At 67.8% G+C, this 21,146-nt stretch carries 17 protein-coding genes and 1 tRNA gene; 11 read left to right on the top strand and 7 right to left on the bottom strand.

The window, feature by feature from the left end; genetic code table 11:
• Positions 1-95 (bottom strand): MscL family protein (locus N4G63_RS12210; protein ID WP_314599737.1); only part of this gene is annotated, 95 nt, incomplete at its 3' end.
• Between the two features lie 181 nt (positions 96-276).
• Here N4G63_RS12210 and petA point away from each other — a divergent pair.
• The 6 genes from petA to N4G63_RS12180 all read left to right on the top strand — a co-directional run bounded on the left by petA (position 277) and on the right by N4G63_RS12180 (position 4,559).
• A complete protein-coding gene (gene petA / locus N4G63_RS12205) occupies positions 277-876 on the top strand; it encodes a ubiquinol-cytochrome c reductase iron-sulfur subunit (protein WP_260790569.1) in 600 nt (199 codons plus the stop codon).
• Positions 877-898: 22 nt separating this feature from the next.
• Complete coding sequence (locus tag N4G63_RS12200) at positions 899-2,305, top strand: cytochrome b (protein WP_260790571.1); 1,407 nt, start codon at positions 899-901, stop codon at positions 2,303-2,305.
• Between the two features lie 18 nt (positions 2,306-2,323).
• Entirely contained in the window at positions 2,324-3,094 is a 771-nt protein-coding gene (locus N4G63_RS12195; RefSeq protein WP_260790573.1) for a cytochrome c1, read from the top strand.
• A gap of 111 nt (positions 3,095-3,205) precedes the next feature.
• Entirely contained in the window at positions 3,206-3,823 is a 618-nt protein-coding gene (locus N4G63_RS12190) for a glutathione S-transferase N-terminal domain-containing protein (protein WP_260790575.1), read from the top strand.
• A gap of 15 nt (positions 3,824-3,838) precedes the next feature.
• Positions 3,839-4,378: a ClpXP protease specificity-enhancing factor gene (locus N4G63_RS12185; RefSeq protein WP_260790577.1), complete on the top strand. Its 540-nt coding sequence runs from the start codon at positions 3,839-3,841 to the stop codon at positions 4,376-4,378.
• A gap of 105 nt (positions 4,379-4,483) precedes the next feature.
• Positions 4,484-4,559, top strand: a tRNA-Thr gene (locus N4G63_RS12180).
• Between the two features lie 115 nt (positions 4,560-4,674).
• On the opposite strand, the gene N4G63_RS12175 is transcribed toward N4G63_RS12180, so the two are convergent.
• The gene (locus tag N4G63_RS12175) at positions 4,675-5,016 is read right to left on the bottom strand and encodes a hypothetical protein (RefSeq protein WP_314599721.1); all 342 of its coding nucleotides are present in this window, start codon (positions 5,014-5,016) and stop codon (positions 4,675-4,677) included.
• Positions 5,017-5,350: 334 nt separating this feature from the next.
• Between N4G63_RS12175 and secA the strand changes: the two genes are divergently transcribed.
• The 4 genes from secA (at position 5,351) to N4G63_RS12155 (ending at position 11,483) form a co-directional block, all read left to right on the top strand.
• Positions 5,351-8,095, top strand: coding sequence for a preprotein translocase subunit SecA (secA, locus tag N4G63_RS12170; protein WP_260790594.1), 2,745 nt, complete (start codon positions 5,351-5,353; stop codon positions 8,093-8,095).
• Between the two features lie 171 nt (positions 8,096-8,266).
• Positions 8,267-8,716 carry an FxDxF family PEP-CTERM protein gene (locus N4G63_RS12165; protein ID WP_260790596.1) on the top strand — a complete coding sequence of 150 codons (450 nt, stop codon included), beginning with the start codon at positions 8,267-8,269 and terminating at the stop codon, positions 8,714-8,716.
• A 115-nt stretch (positions 8,717-8,831) separates the two neighbouring features.
• A complete protein-coding gene (argJ, locus tag N4G63_RS12160) occupies positions 8,832-10,061 on the top strand; it encodes a bifunctional glutamate N-acetyltransferase/amino-acid acetyltransferase ArgJ (RefSeq protein ID WP_314599720.1) in 1,230 nt (409 codons plus the stop codon).
• 189 nt (positions 10,062-10,250) lie between these two features.
• Positions 10,251-11,483, top strand: coding sequence for an MFS transporter (locus N4G63_RS12155; RefSeq protein WP_260790598.1), 1,233 nt, complete (start codon positions 10,251-10,253; stop codon positions 11,481-11,483).
• A gap of 28 nt (positions 11,484-11,511) precedes the next feature.
• On the opposite strand, the gene ugpQ is transcribed toward N4G63_RS12155, so the two are convergent.
• From ugpQ to ugpB, 5 genes are all read right to left on the bottom strand, one after another.
• Positions 11,512-12,255: a glycerophosphodiester phosphodiesterase gene (gene ugpQ / locus N4G63_RS12150; protein ID WP_260790600.1), complete on the bottom strand. Its 744-nt coding sequence runs from the start codon at positions 12,253-12,255 to the stop codon at positions 11,512-11,514.
• Between the two features lie 19 nt (positions 12,256-12,274).
• Positions 12,275-13,339, bottom strand: a complete 1,065-nt coding sequence (locus tag N4G63_RS12145) for a sn-glycerol-3-phosphate import ATP-binding protein UgpC (protein WP_260790602.1) — start codon at positions 13,337-13,339, stop codon at positions 12,275-12,277.
• An 8-nt stretch (positions 13,340-13,347) separates the two neighbouring features.
• Entirely contained in the window at positions 13,348-14,205 is an 858-nt protein-coding gene (gene ugpE / locus N4G63_RS12140) for a sn-glycerol-3-phosphate ABC transporter permease UgpE (RefSeq protein WP_260790604.1), read from the bottom strand.
• Positions 14,206-14,278: 73 nt separating this feature from the next.
• Positions 14,279-15,166 (bottom strand): sn-glycerol-3-phosphate ABC transporter permease UgpA, encoded by an 888-nt coding sequence (gene ugpA, locus N4G63_RS12135; protein WP_260790613.1) that lies wholly within the window; start codon positions 15,164-15,166, stop codon positions 14,279-14,281.
• Between the two features lie 139 nt (positions 15,167-15,305).
• Complete coding sequence (ugpB, locus tag N4G63_RS12130) at positions 15,306-16,625, bottom strand: sn-glycerol-3-phosphate ABC transporter substrate-binding protein UgpB (protein ID WP_260790615.1); 1,320 nt, start codon at positions 16,623-16,625, stop codon at positions 15,306-15,308.
• A gap of 342 nt (positions 16,626-16,967) precedes the next feature.
• On the opposite strand from ugpB, the gene N4G63_RS12125 reads away from it, so the two are divergent.
• Entirely contained in the window at positions 16,968-20,948 is a 3,981-nt protein-coding gene (locus N4G63_RS12125; RefSeq protein WP_260790617.1) for a DUF3683 domain-containing protein, read from the top strand.
• Positions 20,949-21,146: the final 198 nt, after the last annotated feature.

The raw sequence follows: 21,146 nt of genomic DNA, 5'->3' as shown, positions 1-21,146 counted from the left end.
ATCTTGCCGAAGGCGCCGCCGATGATCACGCCGACGGCGAGATCCATCACGTTGCCCTTCAGCGCAAACTCTTTGAACTCACTTGAAAAACCCATCGGTGTACTCCTGTTTCCTGTGGTTGTGCGGCCACGCGCGATGGCCGCAAAGCAGTATCGGCGACCGGGCTGAACCGTCAATCGGTGCCCAGCGAGGGCCGCAGCAGGCGGGGCTCCGCTAGAATCGCGGGTTGCCCTAAAGACCATTCGCAGCCCTTCGGCTCTCTTCCAGAGGATTCCCATGAGTGACAGCACCGTCGACCAAGGCCGACGCACCTGGGTGGCGATCACGGCTGGTGCCGGCGCCCTCGGCGGCGTCGCGGCTGCCGTGCCCTTCGTCAGCACCTTTGCCCCGTCCGAGCGCGCCAAGGCCGCCGGCGCCGCCGTCGAGGCCGACATCAGCGGCCTGAAGCCGGGTGAGAAGCTCACCGTCGAATGGCGCGGCAAGCCGGTGTGGATCGTGCGCCGCACCAAGGAGCAGCTCGACGCGCTGGCCAAGCTCGACCCGCTGCTGGCCGACCCCAAGTCCGAGCGCAAGCCCAGCGAGCTGACCCCCGATTACGCGCGCAACCCGCACCGCTCGATCAAGCCCGAGTTCCTGGTGGCCGTGGGCATCTGCTCGCACCTGGGCTGCTCGCCGTCCGACAAGTTCCAGACCGGCGCGCAACCCTCGCTGCCCAACGACTGGGCGGGTGGCTTCCTGTGCCCCTGCCATGGTTCCACCTTCGACATGGCCGGCCGCGTGTTCAAGAACGTGCCCGCGCCCGACAACCTCGAAGTGCCCCCGCACATGTACCTCAGCGACGCCAAGTTGCTGATCGGCGAAGACAAGAAGGGCTGACGCACGTCAGGACGAGGCAACCATGGCAACTTTCAAGGAACTCCCCGCCGACGCGCCCGTGGGCGCCAAGGTGACGAACTGGTTCGAGAACCGGTTTCCCACCGCGTTCGACGCGTACAAGGTTCACATGTCGGAGTACTACGCTCCGAAGAACTTCAACGCCTGGTACTTCTTCGGCTCGCTGGCGCTGCTGGTGCTGGTGATCCAGATCGTCACCGGCATCTTCCTGGTGATGCACTACAAGCCCGATGCGAGCCTGGCCTTCGCCTCGGTCGAGTACATCATGCGCGACGTGCCCTGGGGCTGGCTGATCCGCTACATGCACTCCACCGGCGCCTCGGCGTTCTTCGTGGTGGTGTACCTGCACATGTGGCGCGGCCTGATGTACGGCAGCTACCGCAAGCCGCGCGAGCTGGTGTGGGTGTTCGGCTGCGCGATCTTCCTGGCGCTGATGGCCGAGGCCTTCATGGGCTATCTGCTGCCCTGGGGCCAGATGTCGTACTGGGGCGCCCAGGTGATCGTCAACCTGTTCGCGGCCGTGCCCTTCGTCGGCAACGACCTGGCGCTGCTGATCCGCGGCGACTACGTGGTGGGTGATGCCACGCTGAACCGCTTCTTCAGCTTCCACGTCATCGCCGTGCCGCTGGTGCTGCTGGGCCTGGTGGTGGCCCACCTGCTGGCGCTGCACGACGTGGGCTCGAACAACCCCGACGGCGTCGAGATCAAGGGCCCCAAGGCGCCCAAGGACGCCAAGGGCAAGCCGCTGGATGGCATTCCGTTCCACCCCTACTACACCGTGCACGATCTGTTCGGCGTGGGTGTGTTCCTGATGCTGTTCACCGCGGTGGTGTTCTTCGCCCCCGAGCTCGGTGGCTACTTCCTCGAGTACAACAACTTCATCCCGGCCGATCCGCTGAAGACGCCGCCGCACATTGCGCCGGTGTGGTACTTCACGCCGTTCTATTCGATGCTGCGGGCCACCACCGACGTGATGGTCAACGTGCTGTGCGTCATCCTGGCGCTGGGCGGTGTGGGGGCACTGGCGGTGCTGCGCGGCAAGGTGCGCATTGCCGCGGTGGCGGCGATGTTCATCGCGGCCGTGCTGCTGAAGACCTTCGACGCCAAGTTCTGGGGCGTGGTGGTGATGGGTGGCGCCGTGGTGATCCTGTTCTTCCTGCCCTGGCTGGACTTCAGCCCGGTCAAGTCGATCCGCTACCGCCCGACCTGGCACAAGGTGATGTACGCCATCTTCCTGGTGTTCTTCGTCGTGCTCGGCTACCTGGGCATCCAGCCGCCGTCGGAAGTCGGCACCCTGGTCTCGCAGGTCGGCACGCTGTTCTACTTCGGCTTCTTCCTGCTGATGCCGTGGTGGAGCACGATCGGTACCTTCAAGCCGGTACCCGATCGCGTCACCTTCCACCCCCATTGACGCAGGAGCACGCTGATCATGAAAAGAATCATTGCAGGGCTGCTGGCGGCGCTGTCGCTGTGCACCACGGCCCTGGCCAGCGGTGACGCGGGCCCGGCCTGGGACAAGTTTCCGAAGGAGCGCGTGACCGACGTGGCGTCGCTGCAGAACGGTGCCAAGCTGTTCGTCAACTACTGCCTGAACTGCCACGCCGCGGCCTTCATGCGCTTCAACCGGCTGCGCGACATCGGCCTGACCGAAGACCAGATCAAGAAGAACATGCTCTTCCCCACCGAGAAGGTGGGCGATCTGATGACGGTGGCCCTGAACGCCAAGGACGCGAAGGACTGGTTCGGCGCCACGCCGCCCGACCTGACCGTCATCGCGCGTTCGCGTGCCGGTGCCAATGGCTCGGGTGCCGACTACCTGTACACCTACATGCGCACGTTCTACCGTGACGAGACCAAGGCCACCGGCTGGAACAACCTGGTGTTCCCGTCGGTGGGCATGCCGCATGTGCTGTGGCAGCTGCAAGGTGAGCAGCGCGCGGTGTTCGCCGACGAGAAGGATCCGCACGACGCCACCCGGACGGTGCATGTGTTCAAGGGCTTCGAGCAGACCAAGCCGGGCCAGCTGAACAAGGCCGACTACGATGCGGCCATGGCCGACCTGGTGGGCTATCTGCAATGGATGGGTGAGCCGGCGCAGAACCAGCGCGCGCGTCTGGGCGTCTGGGTGCTGCTGTTCCTGGCCGTCTTCACCACGATCGCCTGGCGCCTGAACGCCGCCTACTGGAAAGACGTCAAGTGACGTCCCGCGGACCTGACGGTGCCCGTCAGGTCCGTCGCGCGCAGCGGATGCTTTCTCGCGCCGCTGCGCGTTTTGTCTTTTCTGAGAACTACTGACTGGGAGTCCGCCGTCATGATGGTGCTTTACTCCGGAACCACCTGCCCCTACTCGCACCGTTGCCGCTTCGTGCTGTTCGAGAAGGGCATGGATTTCGAGATCCGCGATGTCGACCTGTTCGCCAAGCCCGAAGACATCGCGCTGATGAACCCGTACAACGAGGTGCCCATCCTCGTCGAGCGTGACCTCATCCTGTACGAGTCGCACATCATCAACGAGTACATCGACGAGCGCTTCCCGCATCCGCAGCTGATGCCCGGCGATCCGGTGGCCCGTGCGCGCGTGCGCCTGTTCCTGTTCAACTTCGAGAAGGAACTGTTCGCCCACGTCAACACGCTCGAAGGGCGTGGCGCCACGGTGAAGGCCAACGACAAGCAGCTCGAGAAGGCGCGTTCGCAGATCCGCGAACGCCTGACCCAGCTGGCGCCGATCTTCATGAAGAACAAGTACATGCTGGGCGACGACTTCAGCATGCTCGATGTGGCCATCGCCCCGCTGCTGTGGCGCCTGGACTACTACGGCATCGACCTCAGCAAGAACGCTGCGCCGCTGCTGAAGTACGCCGAGCGCATCTTCTCGCGCCCGGCCTACATCGAGGCGCTGACGCCGTCCGAAAAGGTGATGCGCAAGTAAGGCGGCAGCAACACGATGTCCAAGCCGGCGAGCCCCGAAGAGCAGGGCAGTTCAACGCGTCCGTACCTGATCCGCGCTTTGCACGAGTGGTGCGTGGACAATGGCTTCACGCCCTACATCGCGGTGCACGTGGCCGCGGGCGTGCAGGTGCCGATGGAGTACGTCAAGAACAACGAGATCGTGCTCAACGTCGGCATCGACGCCACCTCGGGGCTGGAGCTGGGCAACGAGTACATCTCGTTCAAGGCCCGCTTCGGCGGCATGGCGCGCGACATCCTGGTGCCCGTGGACCATGTGGTGGCCATCTATGCCCGCGAAAACGGGCAAGGCATGGCCTTCCCGGTGCCCGTGCCGGGCGAGCCCGGCGCCGCGCCGCCGGCCACGGCGGCCCCCGCGGCCGAGGCCGCCCGCAGCGGCCTGCGCCTGGCCACGACGGCGGACGACACCGAGCCCAGCGTCAGCGGCTCGACCAGCGCGCCCGAGCCGGCCGACGAGCCGCCCACCGACACGCCGCCGCCCGGCGGCCCGCGCCCGGCCTTGAAGCGGGTGAAGTGATCGCCTGTGCGCTGGCGGCCATGTGGCTGCCGGCGCCGGGTGGCATGGGGTGGCCACCGCCGCCATGGGCCGCCACCCTGGCCGCCTAGAATCCGGTTTCAGCGTGCCGGCTTAGCTCAGTTGGTAGAGCACCCGCCTTGTAAGCGGAAGGTCTTCGGTTCGATTCCGAAAGCCGGCACCACGCGCCACGCGCCACGCACCCCCAGCCCGGGCGTCCGACTGCCATCGGTCGCGCTGGCCCGAGGCTGTTGGCAAAGCAGCGGGCCGGTGGTGTCAAGGGCGCCGCAGCGCGCATCTCAACCCGGCGACAGCAGCTTCACGCGCACGGCGCGGCCATCGAAGCCACTGTGCTGCAGCCGGTTCTGCAGCGTGGGCAGCATTTGCCGCAGCTTGGCCGATACCGCGGGGTTGGTGGCCAGCAAGGTCCAGCCCTCGTCGTCCAGCGGACCGGCCTTGACATGGGCGCGCATGGGTGGCGGCAGCAGCGGCCGCACGCAGGCCAGCCGACCCTCTGACTCGCGCATGCGCTGCACCAGCGAGGCCAGCGCCTGGCTGCCGGCCAGGGCCTGCTCGATGCCGCGCGTGCCCGGGGGCAGCGGGGCCGAGCCGGCAGGCGGGCGACGGGGAGGAAGGCTCATGGGGCGGCGAAGGCGGTGAGGTGGCAGCCCGGTCTGCGCGCCCGGGCAGGAGCGCCTGGCGCCAGGTGGGGCTGCAGCACCCGAATGATAGACTCGTGCGCTTTGCGAGCTGCCGCTGATGAATGGCAAATGCCGGCCTTGTGGCCCGGTCTGCCGGCCCCATCTGCCCGGCAGCACGCGTTGACGTCGACCACCGTGCCGTGGCCAGCCGCGCCGGCAGGCCCCAAGCCCCGATACCCGCGTGACGGGTTCTTGCCGCAGCCCGATCGCGCCGGACCGATCCGACGCCCGAAGGCTGTGCGAGCCCATCCGCACCGCCAAGCCCCCTCGCCGCATGTTGCCCAAGCTTCTCACCTCGATTTTCGGCAGCCGCAACGACCGCCTGTTGAAGCAGTACCGCAAGGTTGTCGACCGCATCAATGCGATGGAGCCGCAGTTCGAGAAGCTCGACGACGCGGCACTGCGGGCCAAGACCGACGAGTTCCGCCAGCGCCTGGCCAAGGGCGAGTCGCTCGACGACCTGCTGCCCGAAGCCTTTGCCACCGTGCGCGAGGCCGGCAAGCGCACGATGAAGATGCGCCACTTCGATGTGCAGATGCTCGGCGGCATGGCGCTGCACCACGGCAAGATCGCCGAGATGGGCACCGGCGAAGGCAAGACGCTCACCGCCACGTTGCCGGTGTACCTGAATGCGCTGTCGGGCAAGGGCGTGCATGTCATCACCGTCAACGACTACCTGGCGCGCCGCGACGCTGAGTGGATGAGCCGGCTCTACGGCTTTCTGGGCCTCTCGGTCGGCATCAATGTGCCGGGGCTTGACCGTCAGCAAAAGCAGACCGCCTACGGCGCCGACATCACCCACGGCACGAACAACGAGTTCGGCTTCGACTACCTGCGCGACAACATGGTCTACGAGGTGGCCGACCGCGTGCAGCGGGGCCTGAACTTCGCCATCGTCGACGAGGTCGACTCGATCCTGATCGACGAGGCGCGCACGCCGCTGATCATCAGTGGCCAGGCCGAGGACCACACCGATCTGTACGTCAAGATCAACGCTGTGGTGCCGGGCCTCAAGAAGCAGATCGGCGAGGCCGACCCGCGCACCGGCGAGGGCGTGGTCGAGGCTGGTGACTTCACGGTCGACGAAAAGACCCACCAGGTCTATCTGACCGAAGACGGCCACGAAAACGCCGAAACCCTGCTGCGCAATGCCGGCCTGCTGGTGGAAGGCGCCAGCCTGTACGACGCCGCCAACATCACGCTGATGCACCATGTGTACGCGGCGCTGCGGGCCCACCACCTGTACCACCGCGACCAGCACTACGTGAACCAGGGCGGCGAGATCGTCATCGTTGACGAGTTCACCGGCCGCCTGATGACCGGCCGCCGCTGGAGCGATGGCCTGCACCAGGCGGTGGAGGCCAAGGAAGGCGTCGAGATCCAGAGCGAGAACCAGACCCTGGCCTCGATCACCTTCCAGAACTACTTCCGCATGTACGGCAAGCTGGGCGGCATGACCGGCACGGCCGACACCGAGGCCTACGAGTTCCAGGAGATCTACGGTCTCGAGACCGTGGTGGTTCCGTCGAACCGCCAGCGCGTGCGCAAGGACGAGCTCGACCTGGTCTACAAGACCGCCAAGGAGAAGTTCGACGCCGTCACGGCCGACATCCGCGCCAGCCACGAGCGTGGCCAGCCGGTGCTGGTGGGCACCACGTCGATCGAGAACTCCGAGCTGATCAGCGGCCTGCTCAACAAGGCCAAGCTGCCGCACCAGGTGCTCAACGCCAAGCAGCATGCCAAGGAGGCCGAGATCGTGGCCCAGGCCGGACGGCCGGGCATGATCACCATTGCCACCAACATGGCCGGCCGCGGCACCGACATCGTGCTGGGCGGCAATGTCGAGAAGCAGGTGCAGATGGTGGAGGCCGACGAGGCCGTCCCGGCCGACGAGAAGGCCCGCCGCATCGCCCAGCTGCATGGTGAGTGGGAGGGCCTGAACGCCCAGGTCAAGGCTGCCGGCGGCCTGCGCATCATCGCCACCGAGCGCCACGAGAGCCGTCGCATCGACAACCAGCTGCGTGGCCGTGCCGGCCGCCAGGGCGACCCCGGCCAGAGCCGCTTCTACCTGTCGCTGGACGATTCGCTGATGCGCATCTTCGCCGGCGACCGCGTGCGCGCCATCATGGACCGCCTGAAGATGCCCGAGGGCGAGGCCATCGAGGCCGGCATCGTCACCCGCAGCATCGAAAGCGCCCAGCGCAAGGTGGAGGCGCGCAACTTCGACGTGCGCAAGCAGCTGCTCGAGTACGACGATGTCTCGAACGACCAGCGCAAGGTGATCTACCAGCAGCGCAACGAGATCCTCGAGTCCGAATCAGTGCAGGCGCAGATCGTCAACCTGCGCAAGAGCGCCATGACCGAGGTGGTGCGCACGCATGTGCCGGCCGAATCGGTGGAGGAGCAGTGGGATCTGGCGGCCCTCGAGAAGGTGCTGGCCGACGAGTGGCAGCTGGCGGTGAACCTGCGCGCCGAGGTCGAGAAGAGCGACGCCATCACCGACGAAGACATCGTCGAGCGCGTGGTGGCCGCGGCCGACGCCGCCTTCCAGGCAAAGCTAGACATCGTGGGTTCGGAGCAGTTCAGCCCGTTCATGCGCATGGTGCTGCTGCAGTCCATCGACAGCCACTGGCGCGAGCACCTGGCCGCGCTCGACTACCTGCGCCAGGGCATCCATCTGCGCGGCTATGCGCAAAAAAATCCCAAGCAGGAATACAAGCGCGAAGCCTTCGAACTGTTCAGCCAGTTGCTGGACGTGGTGAAGATGGAGGTCACGCGCATCCTGATGACCGTGCGCATCCAGTCGCAGGAGCAGGCCGCCCAGGCCGCCGAAGCCATCGAAAGCTCGGCCAGCCAGCTCGGCAACGTGACCTACACGCATCCCAACGAAGACGGCAGCGTCAGCCAGGAAGCCGATCCGACGGGCGCCGCCGCGCAGGCGCCGCGCGTCGGGCGCAATGACCCCTGCCCGTGTGGAAGTGGTCAAAAGTATAAAAACTGCCACGGAAAACTGGCGTAATCGGTCAAATACCCTCTTGCGTTGCACTCTGATACTCGGGTGATCCCTTGTGTAAGGGGTGCTCCAGACAAGGCGACTGGTTAAGCTTCAACCGAGTTGGCAAGCTGCTGTACGGATGAGCTCGGCACGCAACTTGCTCTGGTTCATCCACTGATTCAAGGAGAGGTTTATATGAAACTGAAGTCGATCGTTGCCGCGGCAACCCTGGTTCTGGCCGGTACGTCCAGCTTTGCTGCCACCATGCCCCTGGGCACGCTCACCGAAGATGCGTCGCTGATTGGTGGTTCGGGCACGGGCCTGTTCACCCTGAACTATTCGTTCTCGCTGGCAAGCCTGAGCGACGTGCTCGGTGGCATCTCGTCGTTCACCCCGAATGTCTCCACCGCCGCCACCATCAGCGATGGCAGCGTCACCTGGACCGACGGCAACGCCGCTGATGGTTTCAGCTTCGCCGGTCTGGCTGCTGGCAGCTACACCCTGACGATCTCGGCTTTCTCGGCCGTCAAGGCCCCGATCGGTGGCTACATCTCGGCGTCGCCGGTGCCGGAACCCGAGACCTACGCCATGATGCTGGCCGGCCTGGGCGCCGTCGGCTTCCTGGCCAGCCGCCGTCGCGGCTGATTCAGCGGCACCGCAGGCGGCAACGCCTGCATGCTCAACAAGGCGGCTTCGGCCGCCTTGTTCGTTTCTACAATCCGCTTTTCTTTCACCGCAGCCAACGCGAAGGTTTCAGCGCATGCCCGTCAATCTGCAGCCGCCCGTGGCGGCCGATCTGTTTCCGGTGGCCGGTGTGCGCATCGGCGTGGCCGAGGCCGGCGTGCGCAAGGCCCATCGCAAGGATTTGGTGGTGTTTGCGCTGGACGACGGCGCATCGGTGGCCGGCGTGTTCACGCGCAACCGTTTTTGCGCCGCGCCGGTGCAGGTGTGCCGCGAGCATCTGGGCACGGGTTCGGCCATCCGGGCGATGGTGATCAACACCGGCAATGCCAATGCCGGCACCGGAGTCGACGGCCTGGCTCGGGCCCGTCGCACCTGTGCGGCGCTGGCCGGATTGATGGGTGTGGCGCCGCAGCAGGTGCTGCCGTTTTCCACCGGCGTGATCATGGAAAGCCTGCCGGTCGAGCGCATCGAGGCGGGCTTGCCCATGGCCTTGTCCGCCCTGCAGGCCGACGCCTGGGCGCTGGCAGCGCAGGGCATCATGACCACCGACACGCTGCCCAAGGCGGCTTCGCGTCAGGTGCAGATTGGCGGCCGCACGGTCACGGTCACCGGCATCAGCAAGGGCGCCGGCATGATCCGGCCGAACATGGCCACCATGTTGGGCTTCATGGCCACCGATGCCGTGATTTCGCCCGAGTTGCTGCAAGGGCTGGTGCGCGAGGCGGCCGATCTGAGCTTCAACCGCATCACGATCGACGGCGACACGTCGACCAATGACTCGCTGGTGCTGGTGGCCACGCACCAAGCCGGCCATGCGCCGATCAGCAGCCTGGCGTCCGAGGCCGGTCAGGCGCTGCGCGAGGCGGTGATTGCCGTGGCGCAGCAGCTGGCGCAGGCCATCGTGCGCGATGGTGAAGGCGCCACCAAGTTCATCACCGTGCAGGTGGATGGCGGTGCCGACGACGACGAATGCCGCCGTGTGGCCTATGCGATTGCGCACTCGCCGCTGGTGAAGACGGCGTTTTTTGCCAGCGATCCGAACCTGGGCCGCATCCTGGCGGCGGTGGGCTATGCCGGCATCGACGACCTCGACCAGACGCTGATCGACCTGTACCTCGACGATGTGCATGTGGCCCGCCAGGGCGGCCGCCACCCTGACTACCGTGAGGCCGATGGTCAGCGCGTGATGAAGCAGAGCGAGATCACGGTGCGGGTGGTGCTGCACCGTGGTGCGGCCTGCACCACGGTGTGGACCTGTGACCTCTCGCACGATTACGTCAGCATCAACGCCGACTACCGCAGCTGAGCGGTTTCCCCCGCCGACGGGGGGATGCGGCGGGGCGCTGCCCCCGGCACAGCCCGCACAATCGCCCGATGGCCTGGCCGCCTCACAAGGGCCGGCGGGCACTTGAGGGGGGCGAGTTTGACCATACGAACACCAAGCGGGCCGCGGCACACGGTCTGGCGCGAGCGCCTGCGTCTGGCGCCGGATGATGTGCTGCGCGATCCGGTCTACCGCCGCCTGTTCGGCTCGGTGCTGATCGCGTCGCTGGGGCAGCAGGTCACGCTGCTGGCGCTGCCCTTGACGGCAGCGCTGCTGCTGCAGGCCAGCCCCACCCAGATGGGCTGGCTGATCGCGATGGAGACGCTGCCGTTCGCGCTGCTGTCGCTGCCGGCCGGCGTGTGGCTGGACCGCGTGCGCAAGCTGCCCGTGGTGGTGGCCGGTGAGCTGCTGGTGGCGCTGTCGGTGGCCAGCGTGGCGGCCAGCTGGTGGCTGGGCTGGCTGGGCATGCCGTGGATGTATGCGGTGGCGTTCTTGATCGGGGCGGTCAATGCCAGCGCCGGCAGCGCGTCGCAGATCGTGCTGATGCAGGTGGTGCCACGCGACAAGCTGGTGCAGGCCCATGCCCGCAATGCGCTGGCCAGCTCGGGCGCCGAGGTGATGGGCCCGGGCCTGGCGGGTCTGCTGATCAAGCTGGTGGGGGCACCGCTGGCTCTGCTGCTGGATGCGCTGGCCCTGCTGAGCTCGGCCGCCATCCTGCGCGGCCTGCCGGTGCACGAAACCGTGGCGCCGCGCCGCGATGTGAGCTTCGGGCGCGATCTGCGCGAGGGCCTGCGCTTCGTGTCGGGCCAGCGCCTGCTGGTGGCGCTGGCGGCGGCGGTGGGCGTGTGGCAGCTGTGCCACCATGCCGCGCAGGCGGTGCAGATCCTCTACGCCTCGCGCACGCTGGGCCTCAGCGAGCAGGCCGTGGGCCTGTGCTACGTGGGCCTGGGCGTGGGCACGGTGGCCGCCAGCACCTTGGGCGACCGGCTGAGCCAGCGCCACGGCCCGGGGCCGACGCTGGTGCTGGGCTTTGCGATGTGCTCGGCGGGTTGGCTTCTGCCGGCGCTCACGCCACCCGGCAGCGCGGCGCTGGGGGTGGCCGGCTTTGCCGGGATGATGGTGCTCACCGGTGCCGGCGCGGTGCTGGTGTTCATCAACTTCCTGGCGCTGCGCCAGGCGGTGACGCCCGAGCCACTGCTGGGCCGCATGACGACGACCATGCGCTGGTTGATCCTGCTGCCGGGCGTGCCCGGGGCGCTGCTGGGCGGCTGGATCGGCGAGCATGTGTCGCTGCGCGCCACGCTGGCCTGCGTGGGCCTGACCGCGGCCCTGCTGGCGCTGCTGGCCTGGCGCACGGGCGTGATCCGCAATGTGCGCGAGCTGCCGTCGACGGCCGAGGCCTGAGAGGCTGTCCCCGCAATGAGCGGCTGGCTCAGCCGGCCGCCGGCGCGAAGCGGTCGACCGCGTCGGTGATGATGCCGTCAACGCCCAGCGCCAGCAGGCGTTCGGCGTCGGTGGCTTCGTTCACCGTGTAGCACAGCGTGCGCCAGCCGGCGTCGCGCGCGCGCTGGTGCAGTGCGGCGTCCATCAGGCGGTGGTGGGTGACGATGGCCACGCAGCCCAGCTGCCGGGCGATGTCGAACCAGCCGTCCCACAGCGAGTCGAGCAGCAGGGCGCGCGGCAGCTGCGGCGCCGTCTCGCAGGCGCCCTGCAGCGACTCGGGCCGAAACGAGCTGAGCAGCGGCGGCACCGCGGCATCGGCCCACAGCAGTGCGGCATGTTCGGCCACCACCCGGCCGGTGGCGTGTTCGGCGCCGGGCGTCGGCTTGATCTCGATGTTCAGCAGCAGGCCGTTGGCGCGCTGGTAGGCGGCCAGCGCGGCCAGCGTGGGCAGACTTTCGCCGGCAAAGGCGCGGCCGTGCCAGGCGCCGGCGTCCAGGCGCGACAGCGCCGACCAGGGCAGCGCGCCGGCGGTGGCCGTGCCGCCGTTGGTGGTGCGCTCCAGGGTTGCGTCGTGCAGCAGGAAGGGCACGCCATCGGCCGAGAGCTTGACGTCGCATTCGGCCATGCGCCAGCCGTGCGAGGCGCCAAGCCGAAACGCCGCCAGCGTGTTCTCGGGGGCCAGCTTGCCGGCGCCGCGGTGCGCAATCCAGCGCGGGTAGGGCCAGGGGGTCATGGGGTGCCTCCGTCAGCGGTCAGGCGGCCAGGCGCCGGCCGCTGGTGGCTTCAAACCAGTGCAGATGCCCGGCCATCGGGCTCATGTGCACCGTGTCGCCGCGGCGCGGCGCGGGCAGGGTGGCATCCAGGCGCAGCGTGATCAGCTGGCTGCCGATCAGGCCATGCACCAGGCGCTCGGCACCCAGCATCTCCACCGTCTGCACGGCCATGGCCCAGGCGCCCTGGGCATCGAGCGTCAGGTGTTCGGGGCGCACGCCCAGCAGCAGCGGGCCGTCTTGCGGCGCGGTCTGCGGCAGGCCCTGGCCATGGGCCAGCGTGAAGCGCCCGGCCTCGCCGCGGCCCTCGAGCAGGTTCATCGGTGGCGAGCCGATGAACGAGGCCACGAAGCGCGAGGCCGGCCGGCCGTAAACCTCTTCGGGCGTGCCGATCTGCTCGACGCGGCCGCCGTTCATCACGATCATGCGCTGGGCCAGGGTCATGGCCTCGACCTGGTCGTGCGTGACGAACAGCGAGGTCACGCCCAGGTCGGCGTGCAGCTTCTGGATCTCGAGCCGGGTCTGGGCGCGCAGCTTGGCATCGAGGTTGGACAGCGGCTCGTCGAACAAGAACGCCGCCGGCTGGCGCACGATGGCGCGGCCCATGGCCACCCGCTGGCGCTGGCCGCCCGACAGCTGGCGCGGCGTGCGGTCGAGCAGGGCCTCCAGCTCGAGGATGCGGGCGGCCTTGCGCACCCGCTGCTCGATCTCGGCCTTGCTGCACTTGGCGATCTTCAGGCCGTAGGCCATGTTGTCGTACACGCTCATGTGCGGATACAGCGCGTAGTTCTGGAAGACCATCGCGATGTCGCGCTCCGACGGCTCGAGCCGGTTGACCACGCGCCCGCCGATGGCGATCTCGCCGCCGGTGATCTCCTCCAGGCCGGCCACCATGCGCAGCAGCGTGCTCTTGCCGCAGCCCGAGGGCCCGACGATGACGATGAACTCGCCATCGGCGATCTCGACATCGACGCCGTGGATCACCTTGTTGGCCTTCGGGCCCTGGCCGTAGGTCTTCTCGACCTGTCTCAGTGCAATGGCACCCATGTCACACCTTATTTTTCCGTGTCCACCAGGCCCTTGACGAACCAGCGCTGCATCAGGATCACCACCAAGGCCGGTGGCAGCATGGCCAGCATGGCGGTGGCCATCACGGCATTCCATTCGGTGGCGGCATCACCGCCGGAGATCATGCGCTTGATGCCGGTGACCACCGGGTACATGTCCTCGCTGGTGGTGACCAGCAGCGGCCAGAGGTACTGGTTCCAGCCGTAGATGAACTGGATCACGAAGATCGCCGCGATCGAGGTGCGGCTCAGCGGCAGCAGCACGTCCTTGAAGAAGCGCAGCGGCCCGGCACCGTCGATGCGGGCGGCCTCCACCAGCTCGTCGGGCACGGTCAGGAAGAACTGCCGGAACAAGAAGGTGGCGGTGGCGCTGGCGATCAGCGGCACGGTGAGCCCGGCATAGCTGTTGAGCATGCCCAGGTCGGAGATCACCTGGTAGGTGGGCAGGATGCGCACCTCCACCGGCAGCATCAGGGTGATGAAGATCATCCAGAACACCAGGTTGCGGCCGGGAAAGCGGAAGTACACCACCGCAAAGGCCGACAGCAGCGAGATGGCGATCTTGCCCAACGCGATGACCAGCGCCGTGATCAGGCTGACCAGCATCATCGGCGCCACCGGCGCGATGGTGCTGCCATAGGCCGTCTGGCCGCCAAACAGCGCCAGCTTGTAGCTCTGCAGCATGTTGCTGCCCGGCAGCAGCGACATCGGCACCTGCTGCACGATCTGCTCGGCGGTCTGCGTGCTGGCGACGAAGGTGACGTAGACCGGAAAGGCCACGATCAGCACGCCCAGCACCAGCACCAGGTGCGACAGCGTGTTGGCGATGGGGCGGTTCTCGATCATCGCGGCAGCTCCCGGGCCACCGGCGTGGGCGCTGGCCGCGCGGCCGGCGCAGGCCGCTTGAGGGTGGGGCTCATCAGTAGTTCACCTTGCGTTCGACATAGCGGAACTGCAGCACCGTCAGCGCCACCACGATGACCATCAGCACCACCGACTGCGCGGCCGAGCCGCCCAGATCCATGGCCTTGAAGCCATCGAAGTACACCTTGTAGACCAGGATCGCCGTGTCTTTGCCCGGCCCGCCCGAGGTGGCGGCGTCGACGATGGCAAAGGTGTCGAAGAAGGCGTAGACGATGTTGATCACCAGCAGGAAGAAGCTGGTAGGCGTGAGCAGCGGCAGCTGCACCGTCCAGAAGCGCCGCCAGGGGCCGGCGCCGTCGATGGCCGCGGCCTCGATCAGGCTCTTGGGAATGCTTTGCAGGCCGGCCAGGAAGAACAGGAAGTTGTAGGAGATCTGCTTCCACACCGCGGCCATGACGATCAGCGTCATGGCATGCGTGCCGTTGAGCAGGTGGTTCCAGTCGATGCCGGCGGCGCGCAGCGCATGGCTCACCACGCCGATCGACGGCGCGAACATGAACAGCCACAGCACCCCGGCCACCACCGGCGCCACCGCATAGGGCCAGATCAGCAGCGTGCGGTAGACCATGGCGCCGCGGGTCACGCGGTCGGCCATCACCGCCAGCAGCAGCGAGCAGGCCAGGCCCAGCACCGCCACCAGCAGCGAAAACACCGTCGTGGTCTGGAACGAGGCCAGGTAGGTGCTGTCGGCCCACAGCGCGCGAAAGTTCTCCAGCCCCACGAACTGCGAGCTGGTGCCGAAGGCGTCCTCGCGCAGCACGCTCTGGAACAGGGCCTGTCCGGCCGGCCAGAAGAAGAACACCAGCACGATGACCATCTGCGGCGCCACCAGCACCCAGGGCAGCCACCAGCTCTTGAAGCGGACGCGTTTCTCGACGGCCATCGTTGCGGTCGGTCTCCGAGGTCAAAGCGCAACGGCAAGGCGCGTGGCCTTGCCGCTGCCGTTGTCGGCGCGGCGGGGTGGCCGCCGTGCCGTCAAAGGGCCTGGCTGGCGGCAGCCTGGGGCCGCCGCAAGCGCGGCATCAGTTCTTGTTGTCCTTCTCGAACTTCTCGAGCAAGGTGTCGCCACGGTTCTTGATGGCGATCAGGCCTTCCTTGGCGCTCTTCTTGCCGCCCCACACCTGCTCCAGTTCTTCGTCGATCACGGTGCGGATCTGCACGAAGTTGCCCAGGCGGATGCCGCGCGACTTGTCGGTGGTCTTGCGGATCATCTGCGTGACGCTGACATCGGTGCCCGGGTTGGCCTTGTAGAAGCCGGCCTCCTCGGTCATCTTGAAGGCCGCGCTGGTGATCGGCAGGTAGCCGGTCTCCTGGTGGCTCTTGGCCTGCACGCCGGCGTCCGACAGGTACTTGAAGAACTCGGCCACGCCCTTGTACTCGTCGGGCTTCTTGCCGGCCATGGCCCACAGGCTGGCGCCGCCGATCACGGTGTTCTGCGGTGCGCCGGCCACGTCGGGATAGAAGGGCAGGGTGCTGATGCCGCCCTGGAACTTGGCGTTGCGCTTGACCGCGCCATACACCGCCGACGAGCCGGTCAGCATGGCGCACTCGCCCGACACGAAGGTGGCATCGGCCGTGTTGTTGCGGCCCTTGTAGACGAACAGGCCCTGCTGCGACATGTTGGCCAGGTTCTCGATGTGGCGCTGGTGCAGCGGCGTGTTGACCGCCAGGCGCGTGTTCAGGCCGTTGAAGCCGTTGCGCTGGCTGGCGAACTCGACGTTGTGCCAGGCCGAGAAGCTCTCGAGCTGGGTCCAGCTCTGCCAGCTGGTGGTGAACGGGCACTTGTGGCCGCTGGCCTTGAGCTTGGCCGCGGCCAGCGCCACCTCGGGCCAGGTCTTGGGCGGGCTGTTGGCGTCCAGGCCGGCGGCCTTGAAGGCGTCCTTGTTGTAGTGCAGCACGGTGGTCGAGCTGTTGAACGGCAGGCTCAGCATCTGGCCGTTGGGCGCCGTGTAGTAGCCCGACACCGCCGGCACGTACACCGCCGGGTCGAAGGCCACGCCGGCGCGCTTCATCACCTCGCTGACCGGCACGATGGCGCCCTTGCTGGCCATCATGCTGGCGGTGCCCACCTCGAACACCTGCAGCACGTGCGGCGCATTGCCGGCGCGGAAGGCGGCAATGGCGGCGGCAAAGCTTTCGGGGTAGGTGCCCTTGAACACCGGCGTCACCTTGTAGGTGGTCTGCCTGGCGTTGAAGTCCTTGGCCAGGCCGTTGACCCACTCACCGAGCTGGCCGCTCATCGAGTGCCACCAGATCACTTCGGTCTGGGCCTGGGCCGGCAGCGTAAGGGCCGACAGCACGGCCAGGGTGAGGCCAGCGGTGCTGGCTTGGCGGAAATTCATGTCTTCTCCGTGAAACTCGAATGACAAAGGCGTGCAGTGTCGGCAGATCTGATGACAGGCGCGTTTCTGTCACAGGCTGGCGTGCGCGGGCATGGGGACTAACCCCTTCGTGTCGGGCGTCCGGCACAGGCGGGGCAGGGCGTGCGCAGGCTTTGCGCAAGCCCCGCACGCCGCGCCGCGCCGGTGGCCCGGGCCGGCAGCGCGGCCATCCAGTGGCCCGCCGGCGACCCTGGCCCGGCCCCGCGAAGGGGCATTGTTGCACTGCGATACCATACGGCTTCAGGTGCCTGCCCCCGGCGACGCTGCGCTTTTCTCCAAGAATCCGGCGCCTGTCAGCCCCACATGAATGCACCGCTCGTGATCCCCAGCCTGGCTGGCGGCGACCTCGCCGTCGAAGGCGCGCAGGCACCCCGCCTGCGCGAGATTCCGTACAACTACACCTCGTTCTCCGACCGCGAGATCGTGCTGCGCCTGTTGGGCGCCGGCGCCTGGGATCTGCTCGACCGTCTGCGCGGCGAGCGCCGCACCGGCCGCTCGGCGCGCATGCTCTACGAGGTGCTGGGCGACATCTGGGTGGTGCAGCGCAACCCCTACCTGGTTGACGACCTGCTCGACAACCCGCGCCGCCGCCAGCTGCTGATCGATGCGCTGAACCACCGGCTGCACGAGGTCGAGCGCCGCCGCACGCCCGCGACCGACCCGGTGCGCGACGGCCACGTGGGCAGCCTGCTCGAGATGGCGCGTGGCGCGGTGCAGCGCTTCGGTGCGCAGTTTGCGCAGGTGGCCGATCTGCGCCAGCGCGCGCGCCGCGTGCTGGGCGCCCACACCGCCAAGGACAACATCAAGTTCGACGGCCTGTCGCGGGTGAGCCATGTCACTGACGCCACCGACTGGCGCGTCGAGTACCCGTTCGTGGTGCTCACGCCCGACACCGAGGCCGAAATGGCCGCGCTGGTGGCCGGCTGCATCACGCTGGGCCTGACCATCGTGCCGCGCGGTGGCGGCACCGGCTACACCGGCGGCGCCGTGCCGCTGACCTGGAAGAGCGCGGTGATCAACACCGAGAAGCTCGAACAGATGACCGAGGTCGAGTTCATCGGCCTGCCCGGCGTGGGCCACAAGGTGCCCACCATCTGGACCGGTGCTGGCGTGGTCACGCAGCGCGTGGCCGATGCCGCCGAGCGCGCCGGCCATGTGTTTGCGGTCGATCCCACCTCGGCCGAGGCCAGCTGCGTGGGCGGCAACATCGCCATGAACGCCGGCGGCAAGAAGGCCGTGCTGTGGGGCACCGCGCTCGACAACCTGGCCAGCTGGCGCATGGTGACGCCCGAGGCCAAGTGGCTCGAGGTGATCCGCCTGGACCACAACCTCGGCAAGATCCACGACATCGCCGAGGCCCGCTTCGAGCTGCGCTGGTTTGATGCCACGGGCAAGGTGCTCGAGAAGACCGAGACGCTGGCCATCCCCGGCCGGGTGTTCCGCAAGGAAGGCCTGGGCAAGGACGTGACCGACAAGTTCCTGGCCGGCCTGCCGGGCATCCAGAAAGAGGGCTGCGACGGCCTGATCACCAGCGCACGCTGGGTGGTGCACCGCATGCCCGAGCATGTGCGCACGGTGTGCCTCGAGTTCTTCGGCAACCCGAAGGACTGCGTGCCCAGCATCGTCGACATCAAGGACTTCATGTTCGCCGAGATGAAGCAGCCGGGCGGCGCCATCCTGGCCGGCCTGGAGCACCTCGACGACCGCTACCTCAAGGCCGTGGGCTACGCCACCAAGAGCAAGCGCGGCGGCCTGCCCAAGATGGTGCTGATCGGCGACATCGTGGGCGACGATGCCGACCGCGTGGCGCGGGCCACCAGCGAGGTCATCCGCCTGGCCAATGCCCGCTCGGGCGAGGGCTTCGTGGCCGTCAGCGCCGAGGCCCGCAAGAAGTTCTGGCTCGACCGCAAGCGCACCGCGGCCATCAGCAAGCACACCAACGCGTTCAAGGTGAACGAGGACGTGGTGATCCCGCTCGAGCGCATGGGCGAGTACACGCTGGGCATCGAGCGCATCAACATCGAGCTGAGCCTGCGCAACAAGATCGCGCTGGCCGACCGGCTGGAGCGCCTGTTCACCGGCGGCCAGCTGCCGAGCCTTTTGACCGGCAAGACCGACGACGCCAGCGCCGTGCCCAGCCCCGAGTGGCTGGACGACCGCGTGCAGCAGGCCCTGGTGCTGATCGGCGACGTGCGCGCCCAGTGGCAGCAGTGGATGCAGCACCTCGACGCGGTGCTGCCCAACGAGAGCCGCAGCTACTTCGACCAGCTGCAGGATCACAGCCTGCGTGCCAGCTGGAAGGTGCAGATCCTGCGGCCGCTGCAGATGCTGTTTGCCGGCGCCGCGTTCGCGCCGCTGATCGACGCCTGCAAGCAGGCCCACCAGGAGGTGCTGCGCGGCCGCGTGTGGGTGGCGCTGCACATGCATGCCGGCGACGGCAATGTGCACACCAACATCCCCGTCAACTCCGACAACTACGAGATGCTGCAGACGGCCCACGAGGCCGTGGCGCGCATCATGGTGCTGGCGCGCAGCCTCAACGGCGTGATCTCGGGCGAGCACGGCATCGGCATCACCAAGCTCGAGTTCCTCACCGACGAGGAGCTGGCCAACTTCACGGCCTACAAGCAGCGCATCGACCCCGAGGGCCGGTTCAACAAGGGCAAGCTGCTGCGCGGCCAGGCCCTGAGCCGCCTGGGCGACGACGTGCATGCTGCCGACCTGAGCCATGCCTACACGCCCAGCTTCGGGCTGATGGGGCACGAGTCGCTGATCATGCAGCAGAGCGACATCGGCGCCATCTCCGACAGCATCAAGGACTGCCTGCGCTGCGGCAAGTGCAAGCCGGTGTGCGCCACCCATGTGCCGCGCGCCAACCTGCTGTACAGCCCGCGCAACAAGATCCTGGCCACCAGCCTGCTGATCGAGGCCTTCCTGTACGAGGAGCAGACGCGCCGCGGCATCAGCCTGCAGCACTGGGAGGAGTTCGAGGATGTGGCCGACCACTGCACGGTGTGCCACAAGTGCCTGAGCCCCTGCCCGGTGAAGATCGACTTCGGCGATGTCACGATGGCCATGCGCAACCTGCTGCGCAAGATGGGCCAGAAGAGCTGGCGCCCGGCCACCGCCGCGGCCATGGCCATGCTCGACACGCGCAACCCGCATGTGATTGGCGCGCTGCGCACCGCGGTGCTCGATTGGGGCGGCAAGGCCGTGAACGTGGGCAACACCCTGCTGTCGGGCCTGGTGAAGGCGCAGACCGCACGGCCGCCGGCCAGCGTGGGCAGCGCGCCGATCAAGGAGCAGGTGATCCACTTCGTCAACAAGAAGATGCCTGGCGGCCTGCCCAACAAGACCGCCCGCAAGCTGCTGGACATCGAAGACGCCGATTACGTGCCGATCATCCGCAACCCGCTGGCCACCACGGCCGACAGCGAGGCGGTGTTCTACTTTCCGGGCTGCGGCTCCGAGCGCATGTTCAGCCAGGTGGGCCTGGCCACGCAGGCCATGCTGTGGCACGCCGGCGTGCAGACGGTGCTGCCGCCCGGCTACCTGTGCTGCGGCTACCCGCAGCGCGGCAACGGCCAGTTCGACAAGGCCGAGAAGATGATCACCGACAACCGGGTGCTCTTCCACCGCGTGGCCAACACGCTGAACTACCTCGACATCAAGACCGTGGTGGTCAGCTGCGGCACCTGCTACGACCAGTTGCAGGGCTACCAGTTCGACAAGATCTTCCCCGGCTGCCGCATCGTCGACATCCACGAGTACCTGCTCGAGAAGGGCATCACCCTCACGCCCGAGCAGGCCGGCGCCTACCTGTACCACGACCCCTGCCACAGCCCGATGAAGCTGCAGGAGCCGATGAAGACCGTGAAGGCCCTGGTCGGCCCCGCCGTGGTGCAGAGTGACCGCTGCTGCGGCACGGCCGGCACGCTGGCCACGTCGCGCCCCGACATCTCCACGCAGATCCGCTTCCGCAAGGAAGAAGAGCTGCGCAAGAACGAGGCGCAGCTGCGCGCGCTGCCGGCGGCCGCCGGCAAGACGGGCCAGCCGGCCCCTGCCGGGGCGGTGGCCACCAAGGGCCAGGCACCGGTGAAGATCCTCACCAGCTGCCCGGCCTGCCTGACCGGCCTGACCCGCTACGGCAACGACCTGGAAGGCGGCCTGCTCGAGGCCGACTACATCGTCATCGAGATGGCGCGCCACATCCTGGGCGACACCTGGCTGCAGGACTACGTGGCCCGCGCCAACCAGGGCGGCATCGAGCGCGTCCTGGTCTGACCGCCCGCGCGCCGTGCGGCGCGCCACCGCCGGCCCCGGGCTCGACCTCAGCGCCGGCCTGGGCCACCCACCCACCCACCCGTGCCATGCGGCACCGGCCTGACTCACGCCGCTGCGCGCCGCAGGCGGCGTGGGTGGCGGGGCCCTGGGTGCGCGCAGCGCGGGGCGCTGGGCCAAGGGCGCGCGCAGCAGGCCTGC

It is taken from the genome of Aquabacterium sp. OR-4 (assembly GCF_025290835.2).
GTDB lineage: Bacteria > Pseudomonadota > Gammaproteobacteria > Burkholderiales > Burkholderiaceae_C > Pseudaquabacterium.
The sequence above is the reverse complement of the archived record's forward strand: the minus strand, read 5'-3'. Positions and strand labels throughout refer to the sequence as shown.